The 22161-nt window shown below is 61.4% G+C and carries 20 protein-coding genes, 1 tRNA gene and 1 pseudogene; 14 read left to right on the plus strand and 8 right to left on the minus strand.

From position 1 onward, the window contains the following. The 11 genes from F1542_RS08920 to F1542_RS08970 all read left to right on the plus strand — a co-directional run. Positions 1-1117 (plus strand): aromatic ring-hydroxylating dioxygenase subunit alpha (locus F1542_RS08920; protein ID WP_193732726.1); only part of this gene is annotated, 1117 nt, incomplete at its 5' end. A gap of 63 nt (positions 1118-1180) precedes the next feature. Beyond that, positions 1181-1375 (plus strand): hypothetical protein, encoded by a 195-nt coding sequence (locus F1542_RS08925; RefSeq protein WP_193732727.1) that lies wholly within the window; start codon positions 1181-1183, stop codon positions 1373-1375. A gap of 95 nt (positions 1376-1470) precedes the next feature. Further along, positions 1471-2025 (plus strand): dCTP deaminase, encoded by a 555-nt coding sequence (gene dcd, locus F1542_RS08930; protein WP_193732728.1) that lies wholly within the window; start codon positions 1471-1473, stop codon positions 2023-2025. Positions 2026-2043: 18 nt separating this feature from the next. Then, positions 2044-3306, plus strand: a complete 1263-nt coding sequence (gene murA / locus F1542_RS08935) for a UDP-N-acetylglucosamine 1-carboxyvinyltransferase (RefSeq protein ID WP_193732729.1) — start codon at positions 2044-2046, stop codon at positions 3304-3306. Positions 3307-3513: 207 nt separating this feature from the next. Then, positions 3514-4254: an ATP phosphoribosyltransferase gene (gene hisG, locus F1542_RS08940; RefSeq protein WP_193732730.1), complete on the plus strand. Its 741-nt coding sequence runs from the start codon at positions 3514-3516 to the stop codon at positions 4252-4254. Further along, positions 4251-5555: a histidinol dehydrogenase gene (hisD, locus tag F1542_RS08945; protein WP_193732731.1), complete on the plus strand. Its 1305-nt coding sequence runs from the start codon at positions 4251-4253 to the stop codon at positions 5553-5555. The genes hisG and hisD overlap by 4 nt, the downstream gene beginning before the upstream one ends. Before the next feature lie 97 nt (positions 5556-5652). Beyond that, positions 5653-5871, plus strand: a complete 219-nt coding sequence (infA, locus tag F1542_RS08950; protein ID WP_010508114.1) for a translation initiation factor IF-1 — start codon at positions 5653-5655, stop codon at positions 5869-5871. A gap of 16 nt (positions 5872-5887) precedes the next feature. Beyond that, positions 5888-6517, plus strand: a complete 630-nt coding sequence (locus F1542_RS08955) for a nucleoside triphosphate pyrophosphatase (RefSeq protein ID WP_193732732.1) — start codon at positions 5888-5890, stop codon at positions 6515-6517. After that, the gene (locus tag F1542_RS08960) at positions 6514-7632 is read left to right on the plus strand and encodes a ribonuclease E/G (RefSeq protein WP_193732733.1); all 1119 of its coding nucleotides are present in this window, start codon (positions 6514-6516) and stop codon (positions 7630-7632) included. The genes F1542_RS08955 and F1542_RS08960 overlap by 4 nt, the downstream gene beginning before the upstream one ends. Next, a complete protein-coding gene (locus tag F1542_RS08965; RefSeq protein ID WP_193732734.1) occupies positions 7625-7831 on the plus strand; it encodes a DNA gyrase inhibitor YacG in 207 nt (68 codons plus the stop codon). The genes F1542_RS08960 and F1542_RS08965 overlap by 8 nt, the downstream gene beginning before the upstream one ends. 60 nt (positions 7832-7891) lie before the next feature. Beyond that, positions 7892-7967: transfer RNA gene (locus F1542_RS08970), tRNA-Phe, on the plus strand. A 405-nt stretch (positions 7968-8372) separates the two neighbouring features. Here the strand turns inward: F1542_RS08970 and F1542_RS08975 are convergent. The 6 genes from F1542_RS08975 to F1542_RS09000 all read right to left on the minus strand — a co-directional run bounded on the left by F1542_RS08975 (position 8373) and on the right by F1542_RS09000 (position 18014). Next, entirely contained in the window at positions 8373-9713 is a 1341-nt protein-coding gene (locus F1542_RS08975) for a dihydroorotase (protein WP_193732735.1), read from the minus strand. Positions 9714-9910: 197 nt separating this feature from the next. Further along, positions 9911-12133 (minus strand): EAL domain-containing protein, encoded by a 2223-nt coding sequence (locus tag F1542_RS08980; RefSeq protein WP_193732736.1) that lies wholly within the window; start codon positions 12131-12133, stop codon positions 9911-9913. 75 nt (positions 12134-12208) lie between these two features. Then, entirely contained in the window at positions 12209-14467 is a 2259-nt protein-coding gene (locus tag F1542_RS08985) for an EAL domain-containing protein (RefSeq protein ID WP_227672600.1), read from the minus strand. 41 nt (positions 14468-14508) lie between these two features. Continuing rightward, a complete protein-coding gene (locus F1542_RS08990; RefSeq protein ID WP_227672601.1) occupies positions 14509-16512 on the minus strand; it encodes a bifunctional diguanylate cyclase/phosphodiesterase in 2004 nt (667 codons plus the stop codon). A gap of 509 nt (positions 16513-17021) precedes the next feature. Continuing rightward, positions 17022-17579, minus strand: a complete 558-nt coding sequence (locus F1542_RS08995; protein WP_193732738.1) for a cytochrome b — start codon at positions 17577-17579, stop codon at positions 17022-17024. Between the two features lie 60 nt (positions 17580-17639). Then, positions 17640-18014, minus strand: coding sequence for a hypothetical protein (locus F1542_RS09000; protein ID WP_193732743.1), 375 nt, complete (start codon positions 18012-18014; stop codon positions 17640-17642). A gap of 251 nt (positions 18015-18265) precedes the next feature. On the opposite strand from F1542_RS09000, the gene F1542_RS09005 reads away from it, so the two are divergent. Beyond that, the gene (locus F1542_RS09005) at positions 18266-18787 is read left to right on the plus strand and encodes a hypothetical protein (RefSeq protein ID WP_193732739.1); all 522 of its coding nucleotides are present in this window, start codon (positions 18266-18268) and stop codon (positions 18785-18787) included. A 49-nt stretch (positions 18788-18836) separates the two neighbouring features. On the opposite strand, the gene F1542_RS09010 is transcribed toward F1542_RS09005, so the two are convergent. Together F1542_RS09010 and F1542_RS09015 are read right to left on the minus strand one after the other, a co-directional pair. Beyond that, entirely contained in the window at positions 18837-19841 is a 1005-nt protein-coding gene (locus F1542_RS09010; protein WP_193732740.1) for a ferritin-like domain-containing protein, read from the minus strand. Positions 19842-20051: 210 nt separating this feature from the next. Beyond that, positions 20052-20726, minus strand: coding sequence for an ATP-dependent Clp protease proteolytic subunit (locus F1542_RS09015; protein WP_193732744.1), 675 nt, complete (start codon positions 20724-20726; stop codon positions 20052-20054). A gap of 354 nt (positions 20727-21080) precedes the next feature. Between F1542_RS09015 and F1542_RS09020 the strand changes: the two genes are divergently transcribed. Both F1542_RS09020 and F1542_RS09025 read left to right on the plus strand, forming a co-directional pair. Beyond that, positions 21081-21941, plus strand: coding sequence for a hypothetical protein (locus tag F1542_RS09020; protein WP_346011869.1), 861 nt, complete (start codon positions 21081-21083; stop codon positions 21939-21941). An 84-nt stretch (positions 21942-22025) separates the two neighbouring features. After that, positions 22026-22161, plus strand: a pseudogene (locus F1542_RS09025) (aminotransferase); the annotation flags it as partial.

A 22161-nucleotide genomic window follows, 5' to 3' on the forward strand; every position in this document is an offset into this window, starting at 1 on the left:
AAGAGACAGGCCCGGCCCCCACCACCCCGACCTGCGCCGGGTGAATTCCAACCCGGATTTCTGGTACCCGGTGGCATGGTCGGCTGACCTGAAGCGCGACAAGACGCTGGCGGTCAGCTACGCCGGCATTCCCATCGTGCTGGTCCGCCCCGATGAAGGCAGCGTCTTCGCCCTGTATGACCGCTGCCCCCACCGGCAGGTCCCGCTGAGCAAGGGCACCGTGAACGGCCAGACCGTGCGCTGCTGCTATCATGGCTGGGCCTTTGGCCGTTCGGGCCGCTGCATCGACGTGCCCTACCTTGGCAAGGGCAAGCTGCCCAACGGCGTGCGTACTTTCCCCGTGCGTGAAGCAGGCGGGCTGATCTTCGTGTTCCCCGGCGACCCGGAAAAGGCCGACAGCACGCCCTTCCCCAAGCTGGCCCAGACGGACAACCCCAAATACAAGACCAAGCATTTCAGCCCACGGGTGAACTGCCATTACACCTTCATGCATGAAAACCTGATGGACATGAACCATCAGTTCCTGCACCGCCGCCAGATGGGCCAGATCAAGGCCCGCTTCCTGGGGCAGGACAGGGGCGAGGACTTTATCGAGGCACGTTACAGCTTCATGCGCTGCGCGGGGCAGCAGCCGCTGGCCGAACGCCTGATCTTTGGCAAGCACAAGGACCTGCAGGGCAAGGAACAGCCCGTTGAGGAAGTTGTGACGATCCGCACGGAATACCCGTACCAGACCCTGCGCATCACCGACAAGGACGGTGACCTGATCATGGACCTGTGGGCCGCCTATGTGCCGTTGGACAAGGATGAACGTGTCACCCAGTCCTTTGGCCTGCTGTCCATCCTGCGCCCGCAGACGCCGCTCCTGATTGACGTGATCTGGCCCGCGCTGGGCTGGTTCACCAACCGCATCTTCCTTGAAGACAAGGAAATCGTGGAACTGGAACAGGCGGCATGGAACGAGGCGGGCTATGACCGCAACGTGGAAATCTTCCCCGTGGTCAAGGCGCTGCGTGAACTGCTGATCCGTTGCGGCATTCCGCAGGACATGCCGGCCGCCACCGCGGAAAAGCAGCCTGCCCCCCCCACTCCGGCCGAACCCGCCACGTCGGCCTGACTTCCCGCCCGCCATCCGCGCGGATGGCGGGCATTCCTTTTTCAACCTGACGAAAATACCCCCATGACCGAACGGCCTGATACCCCACGCCTGACCGACCGGGCCGAGGCCGCGCGCCAGGACCGCCTTGCCCGTGAGGCCGAGGCGCTGCGCGCCAATCTGCGCCGGCGCAAGCAGCAGAGCCGTGCCCGCACGGCCCCCACACCCGATGATGCCTCCACCCCCGACAATAGCGACACGTCCCGCAACGAAGCGTGATTGCAGTTGCGATCGGGCGGTCACTTCGTTAGTGGTCGCGCACGGCCGACGGGTTGCCCGCGTGCCGCGCCACAGATGCCGAAGGAAGGGACAGCATGCCAATAATGCCCGATACGTGGATTCGTCGCATGGCCACGGACCATGGCATGATCGAACCCTTCGTGGAAAAGCAGAGCCGCGAGGGCGTGATCTCCTTCGGGCTGTCGTCGTACGGGTATGATGCGCGCGTCGCCAATGAATTCAAGATTTTCACCGACGTGGACAACGCGGTGGTCGATCCCAAGAACTTTGCCGAAAACAGCTTTGTCACCCGTCGGGGTGAGTGCTGCACCATTCCGCCGCACAGCTTCGTGCTGGCGCACACGGTGGAATATTTCCGCATACCGCGCGACACGCTGGTGGTCTGCCTGGGCAAGTCCACCTATGCGCGCTGCGGCATCATCGTGAACGTGACCCCGCTGGAGCCGGAATGGGAAGGGCAGGTCACGATCGAGATCAGCAACACCACCCCCCTGCCCGCGCGCATCTACGCCAATGAGGGGATCTGCCAGTTCCTGTTCTTCCAGGGGGCATCACCCTGCGAAGTCAGCTACGCCGACCGCAAGGGCAAATACATGGGGCAGGTCGGCGTCGCCCCACCGCGCATGTAAGGGCAGGAACCGCATATCATGGACCGTTTCATCATTCACGGCGGCCACCCGCTGCGTGGGGACATCGTCATTGGCGGGGCGAAGAATTCCGCCCTCAAGCTACTGGTGGCGGGGTTGCTGACCTCCGAAAAGCTGGTGCTGGACAATGTCCCGCGCATTGCCGACATCCGCACCATGCGCAGGCTGCTTGAACAGCACGGCCTGACGGTCGAGGACATCAGCGGGGACGGCGGCACGCTTTCGATTGGTGGCGAGATCACCAATACCGAAGCGCCCTACAACATTGTCTCCAAGATGCGGGCGTCGATTCTTGTGCTCGGCCCGCTTCTGGCACGTTGCGGCGAAGCCCGCGTCTCTCTGCCCGGTGGCTGCGCCATTGGCACGCGCCCGGTTGACCTGCACCTCAAGGCGCTGGAAACGCTGGGGGCAAAGATCACGCTGGAAAACGGCTACATCCATGCCGAAGCCCCCCATGGCCTGAAGGGGGAGCGGGTGATCCTGCCATTCGCATCCGTGGGTGCTACGGAAAACCTGCTGATGGCCGCAACCCTGGCCAAGGGGCGGACCGAGATCATCAATGCCGCGCGTGAGCCCGAGATCGGGGATCTTGTCGGCTGCCTCAACGCCATGGGTGCGCGCATTACCGGCATTGGTACGGGCAAGCTGGTCATCGACGGCGTGGAAGGGCTGCACGGCGCGCATTACCGCGTCATGCCCGACCGGATCGAATGTGGCACCTATGCCTGTGCTGCCGCCATTACTGGTGGTGAACTGCGGCTGGTAGGTGGTCAGGTCGAACACCTTGGCGCCGTGGTGCGTGCGCTGGAGGAAGCGGGCGTGGAAATGGTGCAGGAAGACGGGGCCGTGCGCGTGCAGCGCACTGGTGCGCTGCGCGGGGTCGATATCATGACCGAACCCTATCCCGGCTTCCCGACCGACATGCAGGCCCAGTTCATGGCGCTGCTGTCGGTGGCCGAAGGGGCTTCGATGGTAACGGAGACCATTTTCGAAAACCGCTTCATGCATGTGCCCGAACTCAACCGCATGGGCGCGCGCATCAACGTACATGGATCATCGGCCATTATCCGCGGCGTGCATTCGCTTTCCGGCGCGCCGGTCATGGCGACGGACCTGCGGGCGTCATTCTCGCTCATCATCGCGGGACTTGCCGCGCATGGGGAGACGATCCTGAGCCGCGTCTATCACCTTGACCGCGGGTATGAGGCCGTGGAGCGCAAGCTGGCGCAGTGCGGCGCGCATATCGAACGCGTTTCCGATTAGAAGCCTACCCCGGATCGTGACCGTTTCATGGATGGCGCCACCCTGTTCAATATCTTCATCACGACACCTGACATCGCGCCGCTGACACAGGCACGTTAGTTAGTAACCTGCCCGGAGAAAAGCGCCCTTCCTGCATGAGGCTTCAATGTGGTATGCGCGCATGTCACCAGGGGTACCCCGTACCGTGCGGGGTGACCCCAGCCTTCAATGTCGGAGAATGCATTGACCGTCCTGTCACCGGCCCAGACCGCCGTTCCGGAAACGGATAGCCCGCTGATACTCGCCCTGCCCAAGGGCCGTATCCTCAAAGCCGCGGCGCCGCTTCTGCATATGGCGGGCATTGTGCCCGGCCCGGATTTCAATGACGAGAAAAGCCGCCTGCTGCGCTTTGAAACCAATGATCCCAACATTGACGTGGTGCGCGTGCGCTCGTTCGATGTGGCGACCTTCGTCGCCTTTGGCGGCGCGCAGATCGGCATATGCGGCGCTGATGTGCTGATGGAATTCGACTACCCTGAAATCTATGCCCCGCTTGACCTGGGGATCGGGGGCTGCCGCATTTCCATTGCCCAGCCCCGGGACCGCAGCGGGCTTGAAGACAACCCCAACCGCCTGTCACAGGTGCGGGTGGCGACCAAGTATCCCTCCATCACGCGCCGCCATTTCGCAGCCCGCGGCATCAACGCCAGCATCGTCCATCTGCATGGCGCGATGGAACTGGCCCCGGTGCTGGACCTGTCGCACCTGATCGTGGATCTGGTCGATACGGGGTCCACTTTGCGCGCCAACGGGCTGGAGGAAACCCACACCATTGCCCATGTCACCAGCCGCCTGATCGTGAACCGCACGGCGCTGAAAACCCAGCCCGAGCGCATAAGCGCCATCATCAACCGTTTCCGGACAGCTCTGGCGTCCAGTTCCGCACAAGCCAAGGACCAGCAGGCATGAAGCGCCTCGATACCACCCAACCTGATTTCAGGGCCGAATTCGCCGGCCTGCTGGCCGACCGTGACAGCGACACCGCCCGCGTGGACGGCCCCGTAACCGAAATCCTGGCTGCCGTGCGCGCGCGCGGTGATGACGCGCTGTGCGAATTCACCAACCGTTTCGACCGGGCAGATGTCACCCCCGCCACCCTGCGGATCACGGCAGCGGAAGTCGAAGCCGCCTGCGCGCAGGTTCCAGCCGACCTGCTGGATGCGCTGGAAACCGCCGCCACGCGGATCGAGTCGTTCCACAGGGCGCAGATGCCATCCGACATGCGTTACGTGGATGATGCGGGCGTGACGCTGGGCATGCGCTGGACGGCGCTGGACTCGGTGGGGCTGTACGTGCCGGGTGGCAAGGCGGCGTATCCATCCTCCGTGCTGATGAACGCCATTCCCGCCCATGTGGCGGGGGTCGGGCGTATCGCCATGTGCGTGCCCACGCCCGATGGCGCGCTCAACCCGCTGGTGCTGGCGGCGGCACGGCGCGCAGGTGTGACTGAAATCTACCGCGTAGGCGGTGCGCAGGCCGTGGGCGCCATGGCCTATGGCACGGCCACCATCGCACCGGTGGACCGCGTGGTGGGACCGGGCAATGCCTATGTGGCCGAAGCGAAGCGGCAGGTCTTTGGCACGGTGGGAATCGACAGCATTGCCGGGCCGTCCGAAGTGGCGGTGATCGCCGACGGCAACAATGACCCCCGCGCCATCGCACTCGACCTGCTGGCGCAGGCGGAACACGACCCCATGGCCCAGTCCATCCTGATCACGCCGGATACGGACATGGCGGCGAAGGTGGAACAGGCGGTCGCAACCGAACTGGAAACCCTGCCACGCGCCGAAATCGCCCGTACCAGCTGGGACACCCATGGCGCAATCATCACGGTGCGTGACCTGAATGAGGCCGCGGACCTTGTAAACACCATAGCGCCTGAACATCTGGAACTCATGATCGATGATCCGGCTCCGGTATTTGCCCGCGTGCGGCATGCTGGCGCCATCTTTGTCGGTCGGTACTGCCCCGAGGCCATTGGCGATTATGTCGGTGGTCCCAACCATGTGCTGCCCACCAGCCGCACGGCGCGTTTTTCATCCGGGCTGTCGGTGTTCGACTTTATCAAGCGCACCACGTTCATTGAGGCCCAGCCCGATTCGCTGCGCAAAATCGGTCCCGCCGCCGTCAGCCTGGCACAGGCCGAAGGCCTTGATGCACATGCGTTGAGCGTGTCGGTCCGGCTGGCCGACCTTGATGGCCACGCATAAGGAAACTTGACCCCGGCGGTGAGTATCCCCACATAAACCAACCGTATTGCGCTGCGGGCCCGCAGCACGACGGCAATTTTGATGATTGAAGGACACGATGTCTAAAGAAGACATGATCGAATTCAGTGGCACAGTAACCGAACTGCTGCCCAATGCCATGTTCCGCGTGACACTGGATAATGAGCATACCATCCTGGCCCATACCAGCGGCAAGATGCGCAAGAACCGTATCCGCGTGCTGGCGGGCGACCGCGTGAATGTGGAAATGACGCCCTATGACCTGACAAAAGGTCGCATCACGTTCCGCTTCAAGTAAGCCGCCCTTGTCGGTCATGACCGCAGACACCGCTCCATCCGGGGCGGATACGGGTGCGCAGCTTGTCCTTGCCTCGGCTTCCCCCCGCAGGCTCGCGCTCCTGCGCCAGATCGGGCTGGTTCCCGATCAGGTGCATCCAGCCGATATCGATGAAACGCCCCGGCGTGACGAACTGCCGCGCCCCCATGCGCAGCGTCTGGCGATGGAAAAGGCCGAACATGTGGCCCGCGCGCTGGATATTCCGGCACTGGTCATCGCGGCTGATACGGTCGTGGCCCTTGGTCGGCGCATCCTGCCCAAGGCGGAAGATGCGGATACCGCACGCGCATGCCTGAACCTGCTGTCCGGACGGCGTCATACCGTATTCACCGCCGTTGCCATCCGGCCTACCGCCACATGGCCCGGCGGGCGTGCGGGTAACAGGCTGGTCGCCAGCACGGTCACGTTTTCCCGCCTGACATCCGCACAGATTGATGCGCTGATTGACGCAGGCGACTGGAACGGCAAGGCCGGGGGGTATGCCATACAGGGCCATGCGGCGGCGTTCGTCCGCTTCATGTCGGGCAGTTACACGGGCATTGTCGGCCTGCCGCTGTTTGAAACCGCGCAGATGCTGCGCGGACAGAAAGGAAACTGGCTCCGGTGAGCGTGCGCATCTGCGCCAGCAGCAGCCCCGGAGAAGTCCGCATCGCCGTAATGGACAATGGCGTCATGCAGGATTTCGCCCTGTGGCGACCTGACATGGCTGATGGCGTTGGCGATATCTATCGCGCCCGCGTCAGCGCCCATGTCCCGGCACTCGGCGGCACGTTCATCACCCTGCCGGGACTGGAACAGGCAGGCTTCCTGCCGGATTCGGAAGGGCTTGGTCCCCTGACACAGGGGCAGACCGTCCTTGTGACCGTCACCCGCAGCGCGCAGGGGGGCAAGGGCGTACGTCTGGGCGCGCGCAACCTGCCATCCGACCTGCCCGGCGGGTCGGACCCCAAGCTGCTGCGCCGTGGTCCCACGCCGCTGGAACGGCTGGCGCGGTATTATCCGCTGGCACCCATCGTCATAGATGACGCCGCCATTGCCGCATTGCTGCCTGCTGTCTTTCATCCACGCCTGACACGCGTCAACTGTACGTTTGACAGTGACCTGCGCGCGCAGGTCGATGCACTGGAAGACCCCGTCATATCCCTGCCCGGTGGCATGTCGGCCAGCATTACGCCCACGCCTGCGCTGGTGGCGATCGACATGGATGGCGGGGCCACCAGCATGGACCGCCGCCCCAAGCAGACAGCACAGTTTGCCGCCAACCGCGATGCACTGCCTGACCTGTTGCGCCAGTTGCGGCTGCGCAACCTGTCCGGTGCGATCATTGTCGATGTCGCGGGGCTTGCCATACGCAAGCGTCGCGCGCTGTCGGAAACGGTCGAAGCGTTACTGAAGGACGATCCGCTGCGCCCGCGCTTTCTGGGCTTTACGGCGCTGGGGTTGGCGGAAATCGTCCGCCCGCGCGTGCACCCGCCGCTGCATGAACTGTTCCAGTCGCGCGAAGGACGTCTGCTGCGTGCGCTGCGCGGGCAGATGCAGGCCTATCGTGGCATGCCGCCTGATGGGCGGCCTGTCATGCTGGGATGCGGTTATGGCATCATGGCGCTGTTGCAGGACCATCCGGGCTGGATGGAGGATTTCATGCGCCTGACGGGCCGCGTGCTTCAGCCTGTCATGGATCAGGGCCTGCCCGCCAATGGCTGGAGATTCGATCATGACTGAACCGTCCGCCCTTCCCCCCTGCCCCATCTGCGGCCAGCCCGCAAAGCCGCAATACCGGCCGTTCTGTTCGCGTCGCTGCGCCGATGTTGACCTGGGGCGCTGGTTTTCGGGCCAGTACCGGGTGCCATCGGCAGAGATTCCATCCGCAGAGGATGAAAAATACACAAGACGGGTTGATCCCGATGATGAGGTAGGTTAAACGCTTGTCCAACGTCACGGCGGTCCTGACTGCCTGACATAGCCGGACAGACGGCCCGGTGCCCAAGTAGCTCAGTTGGTAGAGCATGCGACTGAAAATCGCAGTGTCGGTGGTTCGATCCCGCCCTTGGGCACCATTTGATTTCCAGAAAATATAATCAAGCCTACCGGTCCGTATCATTCCACATAAGCCTGTGGTTCATGATCCAGTCGGATATCTTACCCCATTTTCCCTGACATGGCTGGTCCCTACCCAGCCAATCCTGCTGGCTGGGTACGAGCCGTGGCACAGGCGTCGTCAGACCGATGCGCAGGCCATCATCATGTCGCGGATCATATGACCCGCCAGGCGTCGAAAGATGGATGACGACGCCAAAGGGATCGGGCCGGACCATGCGGCCGGCAAGAGGCTGTCTGAAACAACCCGCAAATCATAAAGAAGTTTTTGGTAAGGCTTTTTGCAAAAAGCTTCACAAGAACGTCGCCTTTTCGAAAAAAGGCGACACCCAAAAATTTTTACTGTTTCCTACCTTCAACCCCTTTCAGGCGGATTGCGGACGATCCGTAGCCTCGAACAGCAGCGGTGCGCCCTGGGCCGTGGGGGCAAGCTGGCCTTCCCACATGGCGACATTGCCACGAATGATCGTGCCGACAGGACGGCCCGTCAGTTCACGCCCGACAAAAGGCGACCAGCCACACTTGGAGGCCAGCCATTCCTGCTGAACCGTCCAGCGCGCGGCAAGATCGACCACCGAGAAATCGGCATCATACCCCACGGCAATGCGCCCCTTGCGCACCAGACCGAACAGACGCTGTGGCCCGGCCGATGTCATGTCCACCACCCGGCGCAGCGACAGGCGACCATGCGCCACATGGTCCAGCATGAGCGGCAGCAGCGTCTGCACGCCGGGCATGCCCGAAGGGGTTTCGGGATAGCTGCGCTGCTTGGCTTCCAGCGTATGGGGGGCATGGTCGGAACCAATGATGTCAGGCACGCCCTGGCCCATCCAGTACCACAGGCCGTCACGCCATTTACGGCCACGGATGGGCGGGTTCATCTGCGCCAGCGTCCCCAGTTCGGCATAGGCTTCCTCACCCGCCAGGGTCAGGTGCTGGGGTGTAACCTCACAACTGGCGATATCCTTGTGACCTGACAGGAATTCGAGTTCCGCGGGCGTCGTGACATGCAGCACATGGATGCGACGCCCCGTACGCCGTGCCAGCCGCACGATGCGCTGTGTCGCGCGCAGGGCCGTTTCCTCATCACGCCAGACGGGGTGACTGGACGGATCACCTGCCTTGCGTTCTGACAGGCGTTCATGCAGACGTGCCTCGTCTTCGGCATGGATGGCGACACGGCGGCGGCCCGAACGCAGCACACGTTCCAGTACCGCATCATCGGACACCAGCAGGCTGCCGGTGGAAGATCCCATGAAAATCTTGATCCCAGCCGTACCGGGCAGCATTTCCAGTTCACCGCACCGGTCGGCATTGTCCGTAGTGGCGCCCACATAGAAGGCATGGTCGCACCACATGCGCCCGCGCGCGCGTTCCAGCTTGTCCACAACGGCTTCGGGCCGGTCGGTGGGGGGTTTGGTATTGGGCATTTCGAACACGGCGGTCACGCCCCCCATTACGGCGGCCATGCTGCCGGTGGCCAGGTCCTCCGCCCCGGTCAGGCCCGGTTCACGGAAATGGACCTGCGTATCGATCACGCCGGGCAGGATCGTCAGGCCGGTACAGTCAATGATGCGACCGGCATCCCCCTGCCCCCCGATCCGGGCAATCCGCCCGTCACGCACGTATATATCGGTCACGACGGTAGCATCAGGCAGCACAACGCTGCCATTTTTCAGACAAAGATCAAAAACGGGTAAGGTCATGGGACTATCCTGTGGCCATTGCCCGCAGGTCGGCAGCGCGGGCGGGAAATACGCGCCGGGCCACGCCTGTGCCCGCCACGTCCTGACCCGATGTATGGCACGCGCCCGGTAGCATGCAAACCATCCCCCATAACGAAACACCCCGGTCCTTGCTGGCCGGGGTGTCGCAGTCACATTGAAGATATGACGGGAAAGCGTCAGGTGGTGGAAGGGGCGGCGCGTTCTTCCTCCGCCTGCTTCAGGACGGCCTGCAGGCCGCCATCCCTGATCCATTCCTCCAGCTTCTGTGGTGTCATGGGACGGGCAAACAGGTAGCCCTGCACCACGTCGCAGCCAAGCCGACACAGTAGGTCAAGCTGGCGCACGGTCTCGACCCCTTCGGTCACCACCGTCATGCCCAGGCGGCCGCCAATCCCGATCACCGCCGTGGTCACGGCCTGTGCATTGGCGTCGTGTTCCAGATTCATGATGAAGCTGCGGTCGATCTTGATTTCCGTCAGCGGCAGGCGCGTCAGCCGTGAGAGCGAAGAATACCCCGTGCCGAAATCATCCATCGACAGGGCGACGCCAAGGTTACGAATGGCCTGCAGGACCATGTTCGTATCCTCGTTTTCCGTCATCATGACGCTTTCGGTAATTTCGACCGTCAGGCGATGCGGCTCCAGCTTGCTGTCGCTAAGCAGGCGCGCAATGAAACCGGGCAGGTTACGGTTACGGAAATGCCCCGCCGACAGGTTGACCGCCACCGTCGGCACGTAAATGCCATGCGCGTCCCATTCCAGGATCTGCTGCACCGCGCGCTCCAGCGACCATGTCCCAATGGCTTCGATCTGCCCGGTTTCCTCGGCCACGGCAATGAAGCGCGAGGGATAGATGTTGCCCAGTGTCGGATGGTTCCACCGCGACAGCGCTTCCACACCATACAGCGTGTTGTTCCGCACATCGATCTGGGGCTGGTAATGCAGGTTGAGCAGGCCCTGCGCCAGTGATTCACGCAGCGCCGAACCCAGCAACAGCCGGTCCTGCGCCGCCTTGTTGTCTTCCGAACGCGCAAGGTGAGTCATGCCCAGACCCGAACGCTTGGCATGACGCATCGCCTGTTCGGCATAGCTGAGCAGGGATTCCCCATCCGGCCCGTTTTCGGGGAACAGGCTGATACCGATACCCAGGGTCGGCACGATCATGTTGCCGCCGATCTCGATCGGCTGCTTGACGCATTCATGCAGCCTGTCGGCAAATTTCAGCGCGTCTTCCTGACTTGTATTCGGCACAATGATCAGGAATTCGTTCGAACCGGAACGGCTGAGAATATAATTGCTGCGTGAAATACCCTTCAGCCGCTCGGAAACGGACCTCAGGAATCCATCGCCATTGATATGGCCCAGCGCATCATTGATATCACGGAAGCGGTCGATATCGATCATGTACAGTGCGAAGTGGTTGTCACCCGGCTGGCCGATCAGGGACCGGATCACCTTGTGCACTGCCGTGCGGTTCAGGAAACCGGTCAGCGGGTCATAGTTCGACAGCTGCGAGATATGCTGGCGGGCCTCGTGCTGTTCGATCAGCACGCCACAGAACGGCACGCAACTGCTGACGATATGGGATGGCCATTCGCTGCGATTACGCTCGGAACGCGAATACAGCGCGAAAATGCCGATAATGCGTCCGTTGCGGGTACGGATGGCCGATGCCCAGCAATGATGCAACCCAAGCGAAATCCCGACGGAACGGTAGCTGTCCCACACAATGGTGGTGGCCTCACCCAGATCATTGGCCAGGGCTGCGATATCCGCATCCGTCAGGCGCATTTCCTCCAGGGCGGCGGCAAAACGGCGCGGCATGCCCGGACCGGACAGGATGCGCAGGCGGTTCTGCTCATCAAGCTGGATCAGTACGGCAACGGTGTTGGGAACCAGGACCTCCACCTCGCGGCAGACCATGTCGGCCACGTCCTGGATCTGGATCTCGCTGGAAAGGGAGCGGAAAACCGTGTTCTGCAGTTCCATCACCCGGTTGCGATGGCCCGCGCCGGTAATGCCATGCACCATCATCAGGCGATAGGTGCGTCCACCCTTCCCCATCAGCCGTGCCGCCGTCAGGCTCACCGCGGCGGAAATGTAGTCCCCGCTGCGGTTTTCGAACGTGACATCACCCGCGACCGGTTCCAGCGCCGGTGCCTCCTCAGAAAACGGCAGGCTGCTGTTTCCGACCGACGTGGCCAGAAGTTCACCCACGGGCCTGCCCGCCAGCGTGCCGGGATCATATCCCCACAGCGTTTCAGCCGCCGGGTTGGCATACAGGATCATGTTATGATCATCGATGATGACCATCCCGTCACGGGCCTGATGCAGCAGCTCAAAGCTGATGTCCGGAATGGTATCGACAGCTGGGGACGGCTTGGGGTTCTCGGTTTTCATGGTAATCCAAAATTATAAATGCCTGTTTCCAGGCAGGCACCAGGACGGGTGGGCGGTTACGGACTGCCCGGGGACCTACTTTTTCTGTTCACCTTCGTTCAGGACTTCACGCGCCATGCTGGACACACGCGCCATGTCGGGGCCTTGCGCCCACTTCAGCATGTCTGCGGGCGCCATGGGACGGGCGAACAGGTAACCCTGCACGACATCACAGTTCAGTCCCCGCAGCAGCCTGAGCTGGGCTTCCGTCTCGACCCCTTCGGTCACGACGGTCATGTCCAGTCGGTTGCCGATCCCGATCACCGCCGTGGTCACGGCCTGTGCATTGGGGTCGTGTTCAAGGTTCATGATGAAGCTGCGGTCGATCTTGATTTCCGTCAGCGGCAGGCGCGTCAGCCGTGACAGCGAGGAATATCCCGTGCCGAAATCATCCATCGACAGTCCGACACCAAGGTTACGGATGGCGGCCAGTCCCTCCATCGTGTCCTCGTTTTCATCCATCATGACGCTTTCCGTGATTTCAACACACAGACGCTCAGGCGAGAGCTTTCGCTCCCTGAGGATACGCTCGATCAGCCCGGGCAGGCCCCGGTTGCGGAAATGTGCCGCCGACAGGTTGACCGAAACCGTGGGGACATGCAGCCCCTGACGTTCCCAGTCGATGATCTGGCGCGTCGCCTCTTCCAGCGACCATGTGCCGATCGTCTCGATCTGCCCGGTATCTTCCGCCACCGCGATGAAGCGGGAGGGATAGATATTGCCCAGAGTCGGATGCTTCCACCGCGACAGGGCTTCCACGCCATACAGCTTGCCCGTCTTGATATCGACCTGCGGCTGGTAATGCAGGTTGAGCATGCCCTTGGCCAGCGATTCACGCAGCGCCGAACCCAGCAGCAGCCGGTCCTGTGCCGCTCGGTTATCCGCCGTGCTGGATACACAGAAGCCGCCGCGCGCTTCCTTCTTGCACCGGCGCATGGCGATTTCGGCATGGCCCAGCAGGGATTCACCATCCGGCCCGTTTTCAGGAAAGATGCTGATCCCGATACCAAGCGACACGACCAGCAGGTTGCCCGCGATCTCGATGGGTTCCTGCATGGCCCTGATCAGGCTTTCGGCAAAGGACGATGCCTTTTCCTCATCACTGTCGGGCATGACGATGACGAACTCGTCCCCGCCCGAACGGCTGAGGATATAGTTGCTGCGTGACATGCCCTTCAGCCGCTCGGCAATTGCCTTGAGAAAGGAATCGCCATTCTGGTGGCCAAGGGTGTCATTGATGTCGCGGAAACGGTCCACGTCGATCATGAAGACCGCGAACTGGTTGTCACCCGGCCGGTCGATCATCGACTTGATGATCTTGTGGATGGCGGTCCGGTTCAGGAACCCGGTCAGGGAATCATGATTGGCAAGCTGCGAGATATGCTGCTGGGCCTCATAATTCTCGATCACGACGCTACAGAACGGCACGCAGCCGGTGACGATTTTCTGCGGCCAGTCGCTCAGCTTGTACTGATTGCGCGAATACAGCGCGAAAATGCCCGAAATCCGCCCGTTGCGCGACTTGATGGCCGAAGCCCAGCAGTTATGCAGCCCCAGCGAGATCCCAAGCGAGCGATAGCTGTCCCATACGATGCTGTTGGCTTCGGACAGGTCATTGCCCAGGGCGGCAAGATCGCCTTCGGTCAGGACCATGTTTTCAAGGGCCGCGGCATAACGACGCGGCAGGCCGGGACCGGACAGGATGCTCAGGCGGTTGTTTTCATCCAGCAGGATGATGGCGGACACCGTGTTGGGAACAAAGCTTTCCACTTCACGGCAGACGAGGTCGGCCACGTCCTCCACCTGCATGTCGTTGGAAATGGCCTGGAACACCGTATTCTGCAGGTCCAGTAGCTTGCGGCGGTGGCTTTCCTCCGTAACGCCCTTCATGAAGGCCATGTAGTAGCGCTTCTTTTCCGGGCCCAGCAGCGCGGTCGAGATCGACATCTCGCCCGAAATGTAATCCCCGGCCTTGTTCTCGAACGTGACTTCGCGCGAGGTGCCGACAATGCGGTTCACGCCCGTCTTGCGGTTCTTGTAGATATAGCTGTCATGATCGGCGCGATAGACCGAGGGGACCAGGCAGCTGACATTGCGGCCGATCACTTCTTCCTCGGTAAAACCCCACAGCTTTTCCGCCGCCGGGTTAAAGAACACGACCTCGTTACGCTCATTGATGATCACGACGCCATCCGTTGCCTGCTCCAGTAGCTGGAGACTGACATCGGCCGTCATGTCCAGCTTGGTGGCGGGCTTGTGGTCATCGGTCATGGCAGGCGCTTCGTGGGGGTTCATTACTTTCTCACACTGTTTCATTAAGGATATTCTGGCGGATATCACGCTGCTGGATAGAAGGACGGGGCGCACGCCGCACGCATGGGTGTCGCGGCAAACGTCTGTGACATGGTGGGGGCTGCAGGCGCCGGGGCGTTTGCCGCCATGGGGACATGGGCCGGACGGCCAAGCAGGTAGCCCTGCCCCTCGTCACATCCCTCGGACGAAAGCAGCGCAAGCTGGCCCGGCGTTTCGATCCCCTGCGCCAGGACCGAGACATCCAGCGCATGCCCCGCGATCATGACGGAGCGGACCAGTTCAGCCATGGCCGGATCCGTGCCCACCTGCTGCATGAGGGTGCGGTCGATCTTGATCTTGTCAAAGGGGAATTCGCGCAGCATGGACAGAACCGATTTCGGGCCACCAAACTCGTCCAGCGCAAGCCTGACCCCAAGCGCATGCACCTTGCGGGCCATGGCCAGCGCACGCGGGCGGTCACGCTGTATCGTGGCCTCGGTAATCTCGATGACAAGGCGACCCGCAGGCAGGCCACTGCGTGCCAGGACAGCCTGAACCGTATCGGCAAAGCGCGGCAGCAGGAACTGTGATGCGGACATGTTGACCGCGACACGCACATTTCCGTCCCAGCCTGCCGCAGCCTGGCATGCCTGGTCCAGCACCCATTCACCCAGTTCGATAATCAGGCCGTTTTCATAGGCAATGTCGAGGATTTCCGTGGGAGGCACGCTGCCACGTACCGGATGTTCCCACCGCAGCAGGGCTTCATATCCCGAAACCTCGCCAGTGGCGACGACAGTCTGCACCTGGAAAAACAGCGAAAGCTGGCCATTGGTCATGGCGGCACGCAGGTCATCACCCATCGCGCGGCGTTCACGCACGTTCTGGTCCAGCGAACTTTCATAATACCAGATCGTATGCTGCAGGTCGGTCTTGGCGCGATACATGGCAAGGTCGGCGCGTGAAATCAGGGTTTCACTGTCGGTCGCGTCAACAGGATAGACCGCAACCCCGATGCTGCCGCCGCTGGTGACCATGTAATCATCAATGGGAATGGGCTGGTTCAGCGCCTGCTGGATACGGTTTACGAAATCATGCAGTTCCGCCTGATCCGACGTGCGGTGGATGGCGATGAATTCATCCCCCCCCAGACGGGCCACGAACTCACCCTGTCCCAGCAGCGCGCTGAAGCGTTCAGCCAGTGTGGTCAGCACGACATCACCTGCGGCATGGCCGCGCGTATCGTTGATTTCCTTGAATTTGTTCAGGTCGATACCGATGACCGCAAACTGTTCGCCATTCTGGTCAGCCATTGCGACTTCCTGGTTCAGGCGTTCATTGAAGCTTATGCGGTTGGGCAGGCCGGTCAATGCATCGGACATGGCCATGCGGTGCAGTTCGTCATACGATTCCTGCCGCACGCTGCCATCAATGACAAAGCAGGCGATACCGGCGACGATCATCAGCATCGAACCGGCAATGACCGCGAAGCCAATGGCCTGGAACTGTTCATTGTCATGCAGGGCCTGCATGTGCGGATGCATATGGATATGCATGGCCGCCATGCCGGTAAAATGCAACCCGGCCACCGCACCCACCATGGCCAGCGTCATTTCGATCTCACGCCGCAGGGTGGCCGGGCGCAATGCCAGGCGCAGGGCCGTGGCGGACAGGCCAATACCGATCAGGATCGACACGATCGCCAGCGGCAGGTTCCAGACCACGGGGGCATCAATCTGGTACGCCGCCATGCCGATGTAATGCATGCTGGCGATACCAAGCCCAAGGATGATCCCGCCCAGCACGCAGCCACCGCGTCCGTACAGCCTGACCGCCGTCATGACCGCAAAGGGCATGGCCACGAACATGGCCAGCAGGGACAGGATGGTCAGCAGGGGGTCGAGATGCACATCGGCACCGGCATGATAGGCCAGCATGGCCGCAAAATGCGTGCACCAGACAAAACTGGCACCTGCCATGGCGCTCAGAAAACACCAGCCGACACGTTGCCTGCCGCGGGTGTCGGACACGCGGGCAACCAGTCGCATGGTAATCCACGCACCCAGCACACAAACGACCAATGCACCAGACAGCAGAAAGGGGTTATAAACCCTCAGCTCATAGATATGATTGCTCATTGATTCCATTTTTGAACGATCAATACCATCCAGTCATCACCAGATTTCGGGTAAAATCCGCTACCGCGTTGGGTAATACGAAAAACCAGGCAGTATCAAACGCCTACAACAGGGGCACTTAACAAATTATCAGATATTTATTTTATGTATTTATTATGATTAACCGGATGTTAGTAAAGATCCGTGAAAAATGCAACAACAAATATCCCACGGAAATCCTGTATCCATCCGTCCGGGCTTCTACATCATGCCTGGCAGAAAACTACACCAATATTCATAAGGAAATAGCAAAGGAATGACAGATGAACACACGATAATAGGTTTTAATTCCTAAATTATACCTATCTTCAGTGATGTTTCAGTTTGTTACAGCCAGAATTGCCAATGACAGCGCTCCCATCAGGTCCCGCATGCCGCCATCATGGCAGCATGCGCTGAAAAACCTGATCCCGGATACCCAGCAGATGATAAAAGCCCGCACCGGCATGAAAGCATGCCAGACAGAACAGTAACCACGCATTCCAGTGATGTAATGATGAAAAAAACGAATGTGTTCCGCCCATCAATTCCGGAAAAGGCGAATTGATCGGGACACCAAATGCGATCACAGGCCGTCCTGTTGTCCAGCGCGCCATGTAACCGAACACGATTTCCCCGCCTAGCAGCAGATAAAGCAGGCGATGCACGCTGCGTGCGACACGGTCCTGAAATGTTACAACGGGGAAACGGATTGCCCGCCCCCCGGTGACCGCCCATGCCATGCGGGTCACGAACACGGCAGCCAGCAGCACGCCCAGTGACGTATGGGTAACCGCCAGAAATGCCCGCATGGGTGCGGTACGGTCCATCAGGTGCCACGCCACCTGTCCCACCACGAACTGCTCCACCACCAGTACGGCAGTAATCCAGTGCAGCCAGCGGGTTTCCCAGCTATACCGCCGGGGCATATGTGACGTGGCGGATGAATATGCTGCCATACCGATCACCTGTCTGGTCTGGTAGCCGTAGAAAAAATGCCAGGAGGCATGACGGTCGTGTCAGTCAACACCGGGAAGCATCGAACTGTCTTCCCCACCGATATGCATGTTGGAATAACCGCCATCGGTCATGCCGGGGGCTTCGCTGGAGGATGCGCTGCCAGGCATCATCATGGCGCCCGTCATCTGGTCGGATTCCTCACCATCATTACGGAACTGCGGCACACCACCACCCGAACCGGTTTCCGGCGCGCTGTAGTCGCCCGTTATTCCGGCCGATGCATTATTCGCTTCCGATTCACCCGGTGTATAGCTGCCTACACTATTGCCGTTACCGTCAGAATGGCTGCGCGCGTGCGCAATGCCGCCATGACCGGCCGCCACCATTATCCCCACCGTCAGGGCCGCCAGCCCCTTCCTGATATAACCCGACATCCGGCTCTTCCTCCTGTTATGCGTCACGCCATTGGCCTGCATGACGTTCATGCTGTCTACATGGGGCATGTACCCCGCAGCGCCAATAGTATTGCGCATACGGCCTGATCGGGACATTTCTGCCACGCATATGACGCGCGTGTGCCATGCATCCCAAAACACGTGAACGGGCGTATGGTTCTCATGAAACGTAACGCCATACACGGCCCACCCATGGCGTTACCGACACATTGCCTGCTGGAGAATGAGAGATGACCACGCTCGCCACCCTTCCCCTGACCCAGATGACCGTCGTACCCGACCTGCTGGCGGCACCGATGGGCACCGTGATGCTTGCATCGGAAGTCTCACGCGATGACCAGAAGATCGTCATTCGCAGCCGTGTCGTGGCCAATGACAAGACAACGCCCGGCCTGATCATGATGACGGCGGCGGCCAGGGGCTATTTCGTGCCGGATGAAGCCTGCACCGCCTTCGTACGCACGGCGCTGGATGTCACGGAAGTCATGCCGCTGCTGCTGACGAAGATCGTCCCCGGTTTCCGCTACAAATACGATGCCGTCGTGCGCGGTGACGTCTGGCAGTTGAAGGATGAGGGCGGCACACAGTTCGCGGGGCTTGCAATCGGCTCCTCCGATGAGGAGGAAAGCAAGGTCTACGCCTATGCCCGGATCGAGGGCGGCCGGATTGGTGACATCGTGGCCGCAACCCGCGTGGCCTATCTGGGCCAGCTTGATTTCGGCGCAGGGCAGGTCGGCCCCACACTGGGCTGAGGACAGGACCCCACCCGCCCGGTTTTGCGGGCGGGTGGAACGTGGACGCTCAGGCCGCGCCGGGCTGGCTTTCCAGGCTGGCGGAATTGGGTGTGCGCCGCAGGAAGAAACGGATGAAACGCGCAAGGTTTGGCGCAAGCTTCGGCCGCAGCAGACGCGGATCATAGCCGGAGAAGCGGCGTTCGTTCTCGATCAGGCAGATGTCGATCATGTCGCGCAGCGGCACATCGACATTGGCAACATCCTTCGTGCCATTCACGGTGAAGTTGTTGTCCTGCTCATGCTTGTTGCCTTCGGCATCGAACGTCGTGACCATGCCCAGCCGTTCATACAGCAGGAACAGCCACACCCCGATCACGCGCATTTCGAACCACGGGCGCTTCCACAGCGGCATGGTGGCGCGGTGCCACGCCAGCCAGTTGGCGAACAGCAGGATATGGCGGCATTCTTCCTGCATGACGGGTTCGAACGTGTCGATCAGCGCGGGGGGGAAGAAGGCGGATTTCTGGGCAATGGCAAACAGGCCAAACGCGAAGAAACTGTCCACGCATTCCGAAAAACCCGTGACAAGATAGGCCCATTCCACGTCACGCGGTTCGATATAGGGCGGTTCGGATGCCAGCGGAATGCCATAGGCTTCCACCATTTTGGACAGGACTTCCTTGTGGCGGTTTTCCTCCCACGCGTTGCGTGACAGGGCGTCCTTCATATCCGGGTCGTCAATCAGGCGGGCATAGGCTGCCATGCGTAGGCGGGCCTTGCCTTCGGTCTGCACGGCAATATCCCAGATCGGCAGGGAAGTGACGCGCTCCAGCGTTTCCCTGTCCAGCTTGGGCCATTCGATGACCGATGGCTTGTAGGGGTTGAAGGTGTCGCGGAACATCTCCGCCACCGCCTGCTTGTGCTCCGCCGATCCGGGCGTGAGCGGTCCCGGCACCGGGCTGGACCAGTGGCGGGCATTGAAATCAGCCTTTGCCACGGCATCAGGGGTCGCGGCCCCCGGGTCGCGGGCTTCGGGCAGAGTGGTATAGATGTCAGAAAGTGATTTCGTCATGTCGGCTCGCTGCTCGGAACGGTGTCGCGTGGATACGCCGGCCGATGTGGCATTCATCCCAACAGCTGACACCCTGATTGCTGCGGTCCATATCACACCAACCAGTAAGTGCAGAACTGTTATCTGGAATTTGCGGGGAATGCCGAAACATCCCCCGCACAACGCGACATCAGCATTATGGACCCGCCAAGCGGTCCGCCTTGCCTTAAATCAATGCAGGTCAGAGATTTTGTCGATCACGCGCGTCACCAGCCCGTAATCGATCGCTTCGGCCGCGGACATCCAGTAATTGCGGTCCGTATCCTTGCACACCTTTTCATAAGGCTGCCCGGTTTCACGCGCGAACAGGCGGTTCAGACGCTCACGCATCTTGATGATCTCACGCGCTTCGATATCGATATCGGTCGCGGGCCCCCGCACGCCGCCCATGGGCTGGTGCAGCAGGAAACGCGTGTTGGGCAGGCAGTAACGCCGTTCCTTGTTCCCTGCGGCAAAGATCAGCGCGCCCGCGGATGCGACCCAGCCTGTGCCGATCATGTTGATGGGGGCAACCGAATCGACAAAGCGGATCATGTCATGGATGGTGTCGCCACTTTCCACATGACCACCGGGGGAGTTCACGTACACATCAATCGGCTTGTCCGACGCACCGGCCAGCGCCAGCAGGCGACCGGTCACGTCACGGGCGATCTTGTCGTTGATCGGACCGAACACCAGCACCTTGCGCTGGTCGAACAGGCGGCTTTCCAGTTCCCCTATGGGGGAGGACAGGGTGCGGTTCTTGTCGGGTTCCTCGGTTTCCGGGCCCTGGGGCTCGGGGATATCGGGATCCCTGGGATCTTCTTCATCCATGCGGATGCGGTGTTTCGGCTGCATGCCGTTCATCGGGTTCTCCCTATTCTCCGGGACTGTCCTGGTCATGCCCTTATCCTGCGCTGCCTTGCGTCCGGTGCCAAGTCCCGACCTGACAATCGGGCACAATGACCCCGGCCGGGACAGACCCAGTGCGCGATCCCCCTCGCTAAGATCGGCATTGCAGGCTAGTTTGCCCCGGTCATGTCGTGTGCAGGCCGAAAAAGGCCATGGGAGCTAAGATTGGGAAAGCGGGCACCATCGCCAAGTCCCGGAAGATTTTTTTTTCCGCCATCCAGACGCCCTGCCACCGCGCGGGCTGTCCTGCTGGCGCTGTTTGCCACGGGTATGGCGGGCTGCGCGCACCATCAGGATACGGTCGATTCCGTGTCCGACTGGTACCATAACTACCAGGGCGGCGTGATCGGCCAGCAGCGTCCCCCACCGCCCGGTACGCACCAGCCCTATCCCAAGATCGGGCTGGGACCGGACAGGACGCCCGAACTCCCTTCACCTGAACTGCGTGAAGACATCACCGCCGATCTTGAGGCGCAGCGCGAACTCAACCAGCGTCAGGACGCGATCATGGGCACCATGCCCACGGCCGCCGACATTCCCCCCGTTCCCTCGCACCCGGCAGGCAATGGCGGGGGGCAGTCCGCCTCCCTCGCGATGGCGGATGACGGCGCGCAGGCGGGACGGCAGGCAACGGGCGGCGCCAGGCCGAAATCCGAACGCGGCATGTCCCATCAGGCCGAACCCGTGCGGGACGCCACGGGCCAACTGGTCATGCCCGCAGTTACGGAAACGGTATCCGACACCCCCGAGGCGATACCCGCCAACCTGCCAGCCATTGCCGATGGGCCGCCGGAACTGCCCTCGGTGGGCGGGATCAGCCTGCCTGACAATGCCGCGCGGGACGGCATGGACCTGCCGACATATCACCTCGCGACACCTGATGACGGGGATCAGGTGCGCTTCCTGCCCGGGTCGGACCAGATCGAGGATGGCGAGGAAGATGTGGTCGGCAATGTGGTAAAACAGCGCGGCAACCGTTTTGTGATCGTGAATGGCTATGGCAATGCCGCCACCGCCTCGGCGGAAGGGCAGACCGCGGCCCTCAACCTTGCCATACTGCGCACCCGCACCCTGACCAACATGCTGCGCGCCCGTGGCGTACCAGCCAACCGCATTGCGGTACACGCCCATGCCTTTGGCAATGGTGCAAGAATTGCCATCGTGCGCTAGAGTGTGGTGCCCACCCCCAACGGGTGGCCCGCCATTTTTCCAACCCGGCGCACGAATTGCCGCGCGCCCGTAACAGAGCGTCCCATGACCGAAGAATTCCACCGTATCCGCCGTCTGCCGCCCTATGTCTTCGCTGAAGTCAACAAGGCCAAGGCCCAGGCCCGAGCGCGGGGGGAGGATATTATTGATCTGGGCATGGGCAATCCCGATACCCCCACCC

The organism is Komagataeibacter sp. FXV3, from assembly GCF_015155755.1.
Classification (GTDB): domain Bacteria; phylum Pseudomonadota; class Alphaproteobacteria; order Acetobacterales; family Acetobacteraceae; genus Komagataeibacter.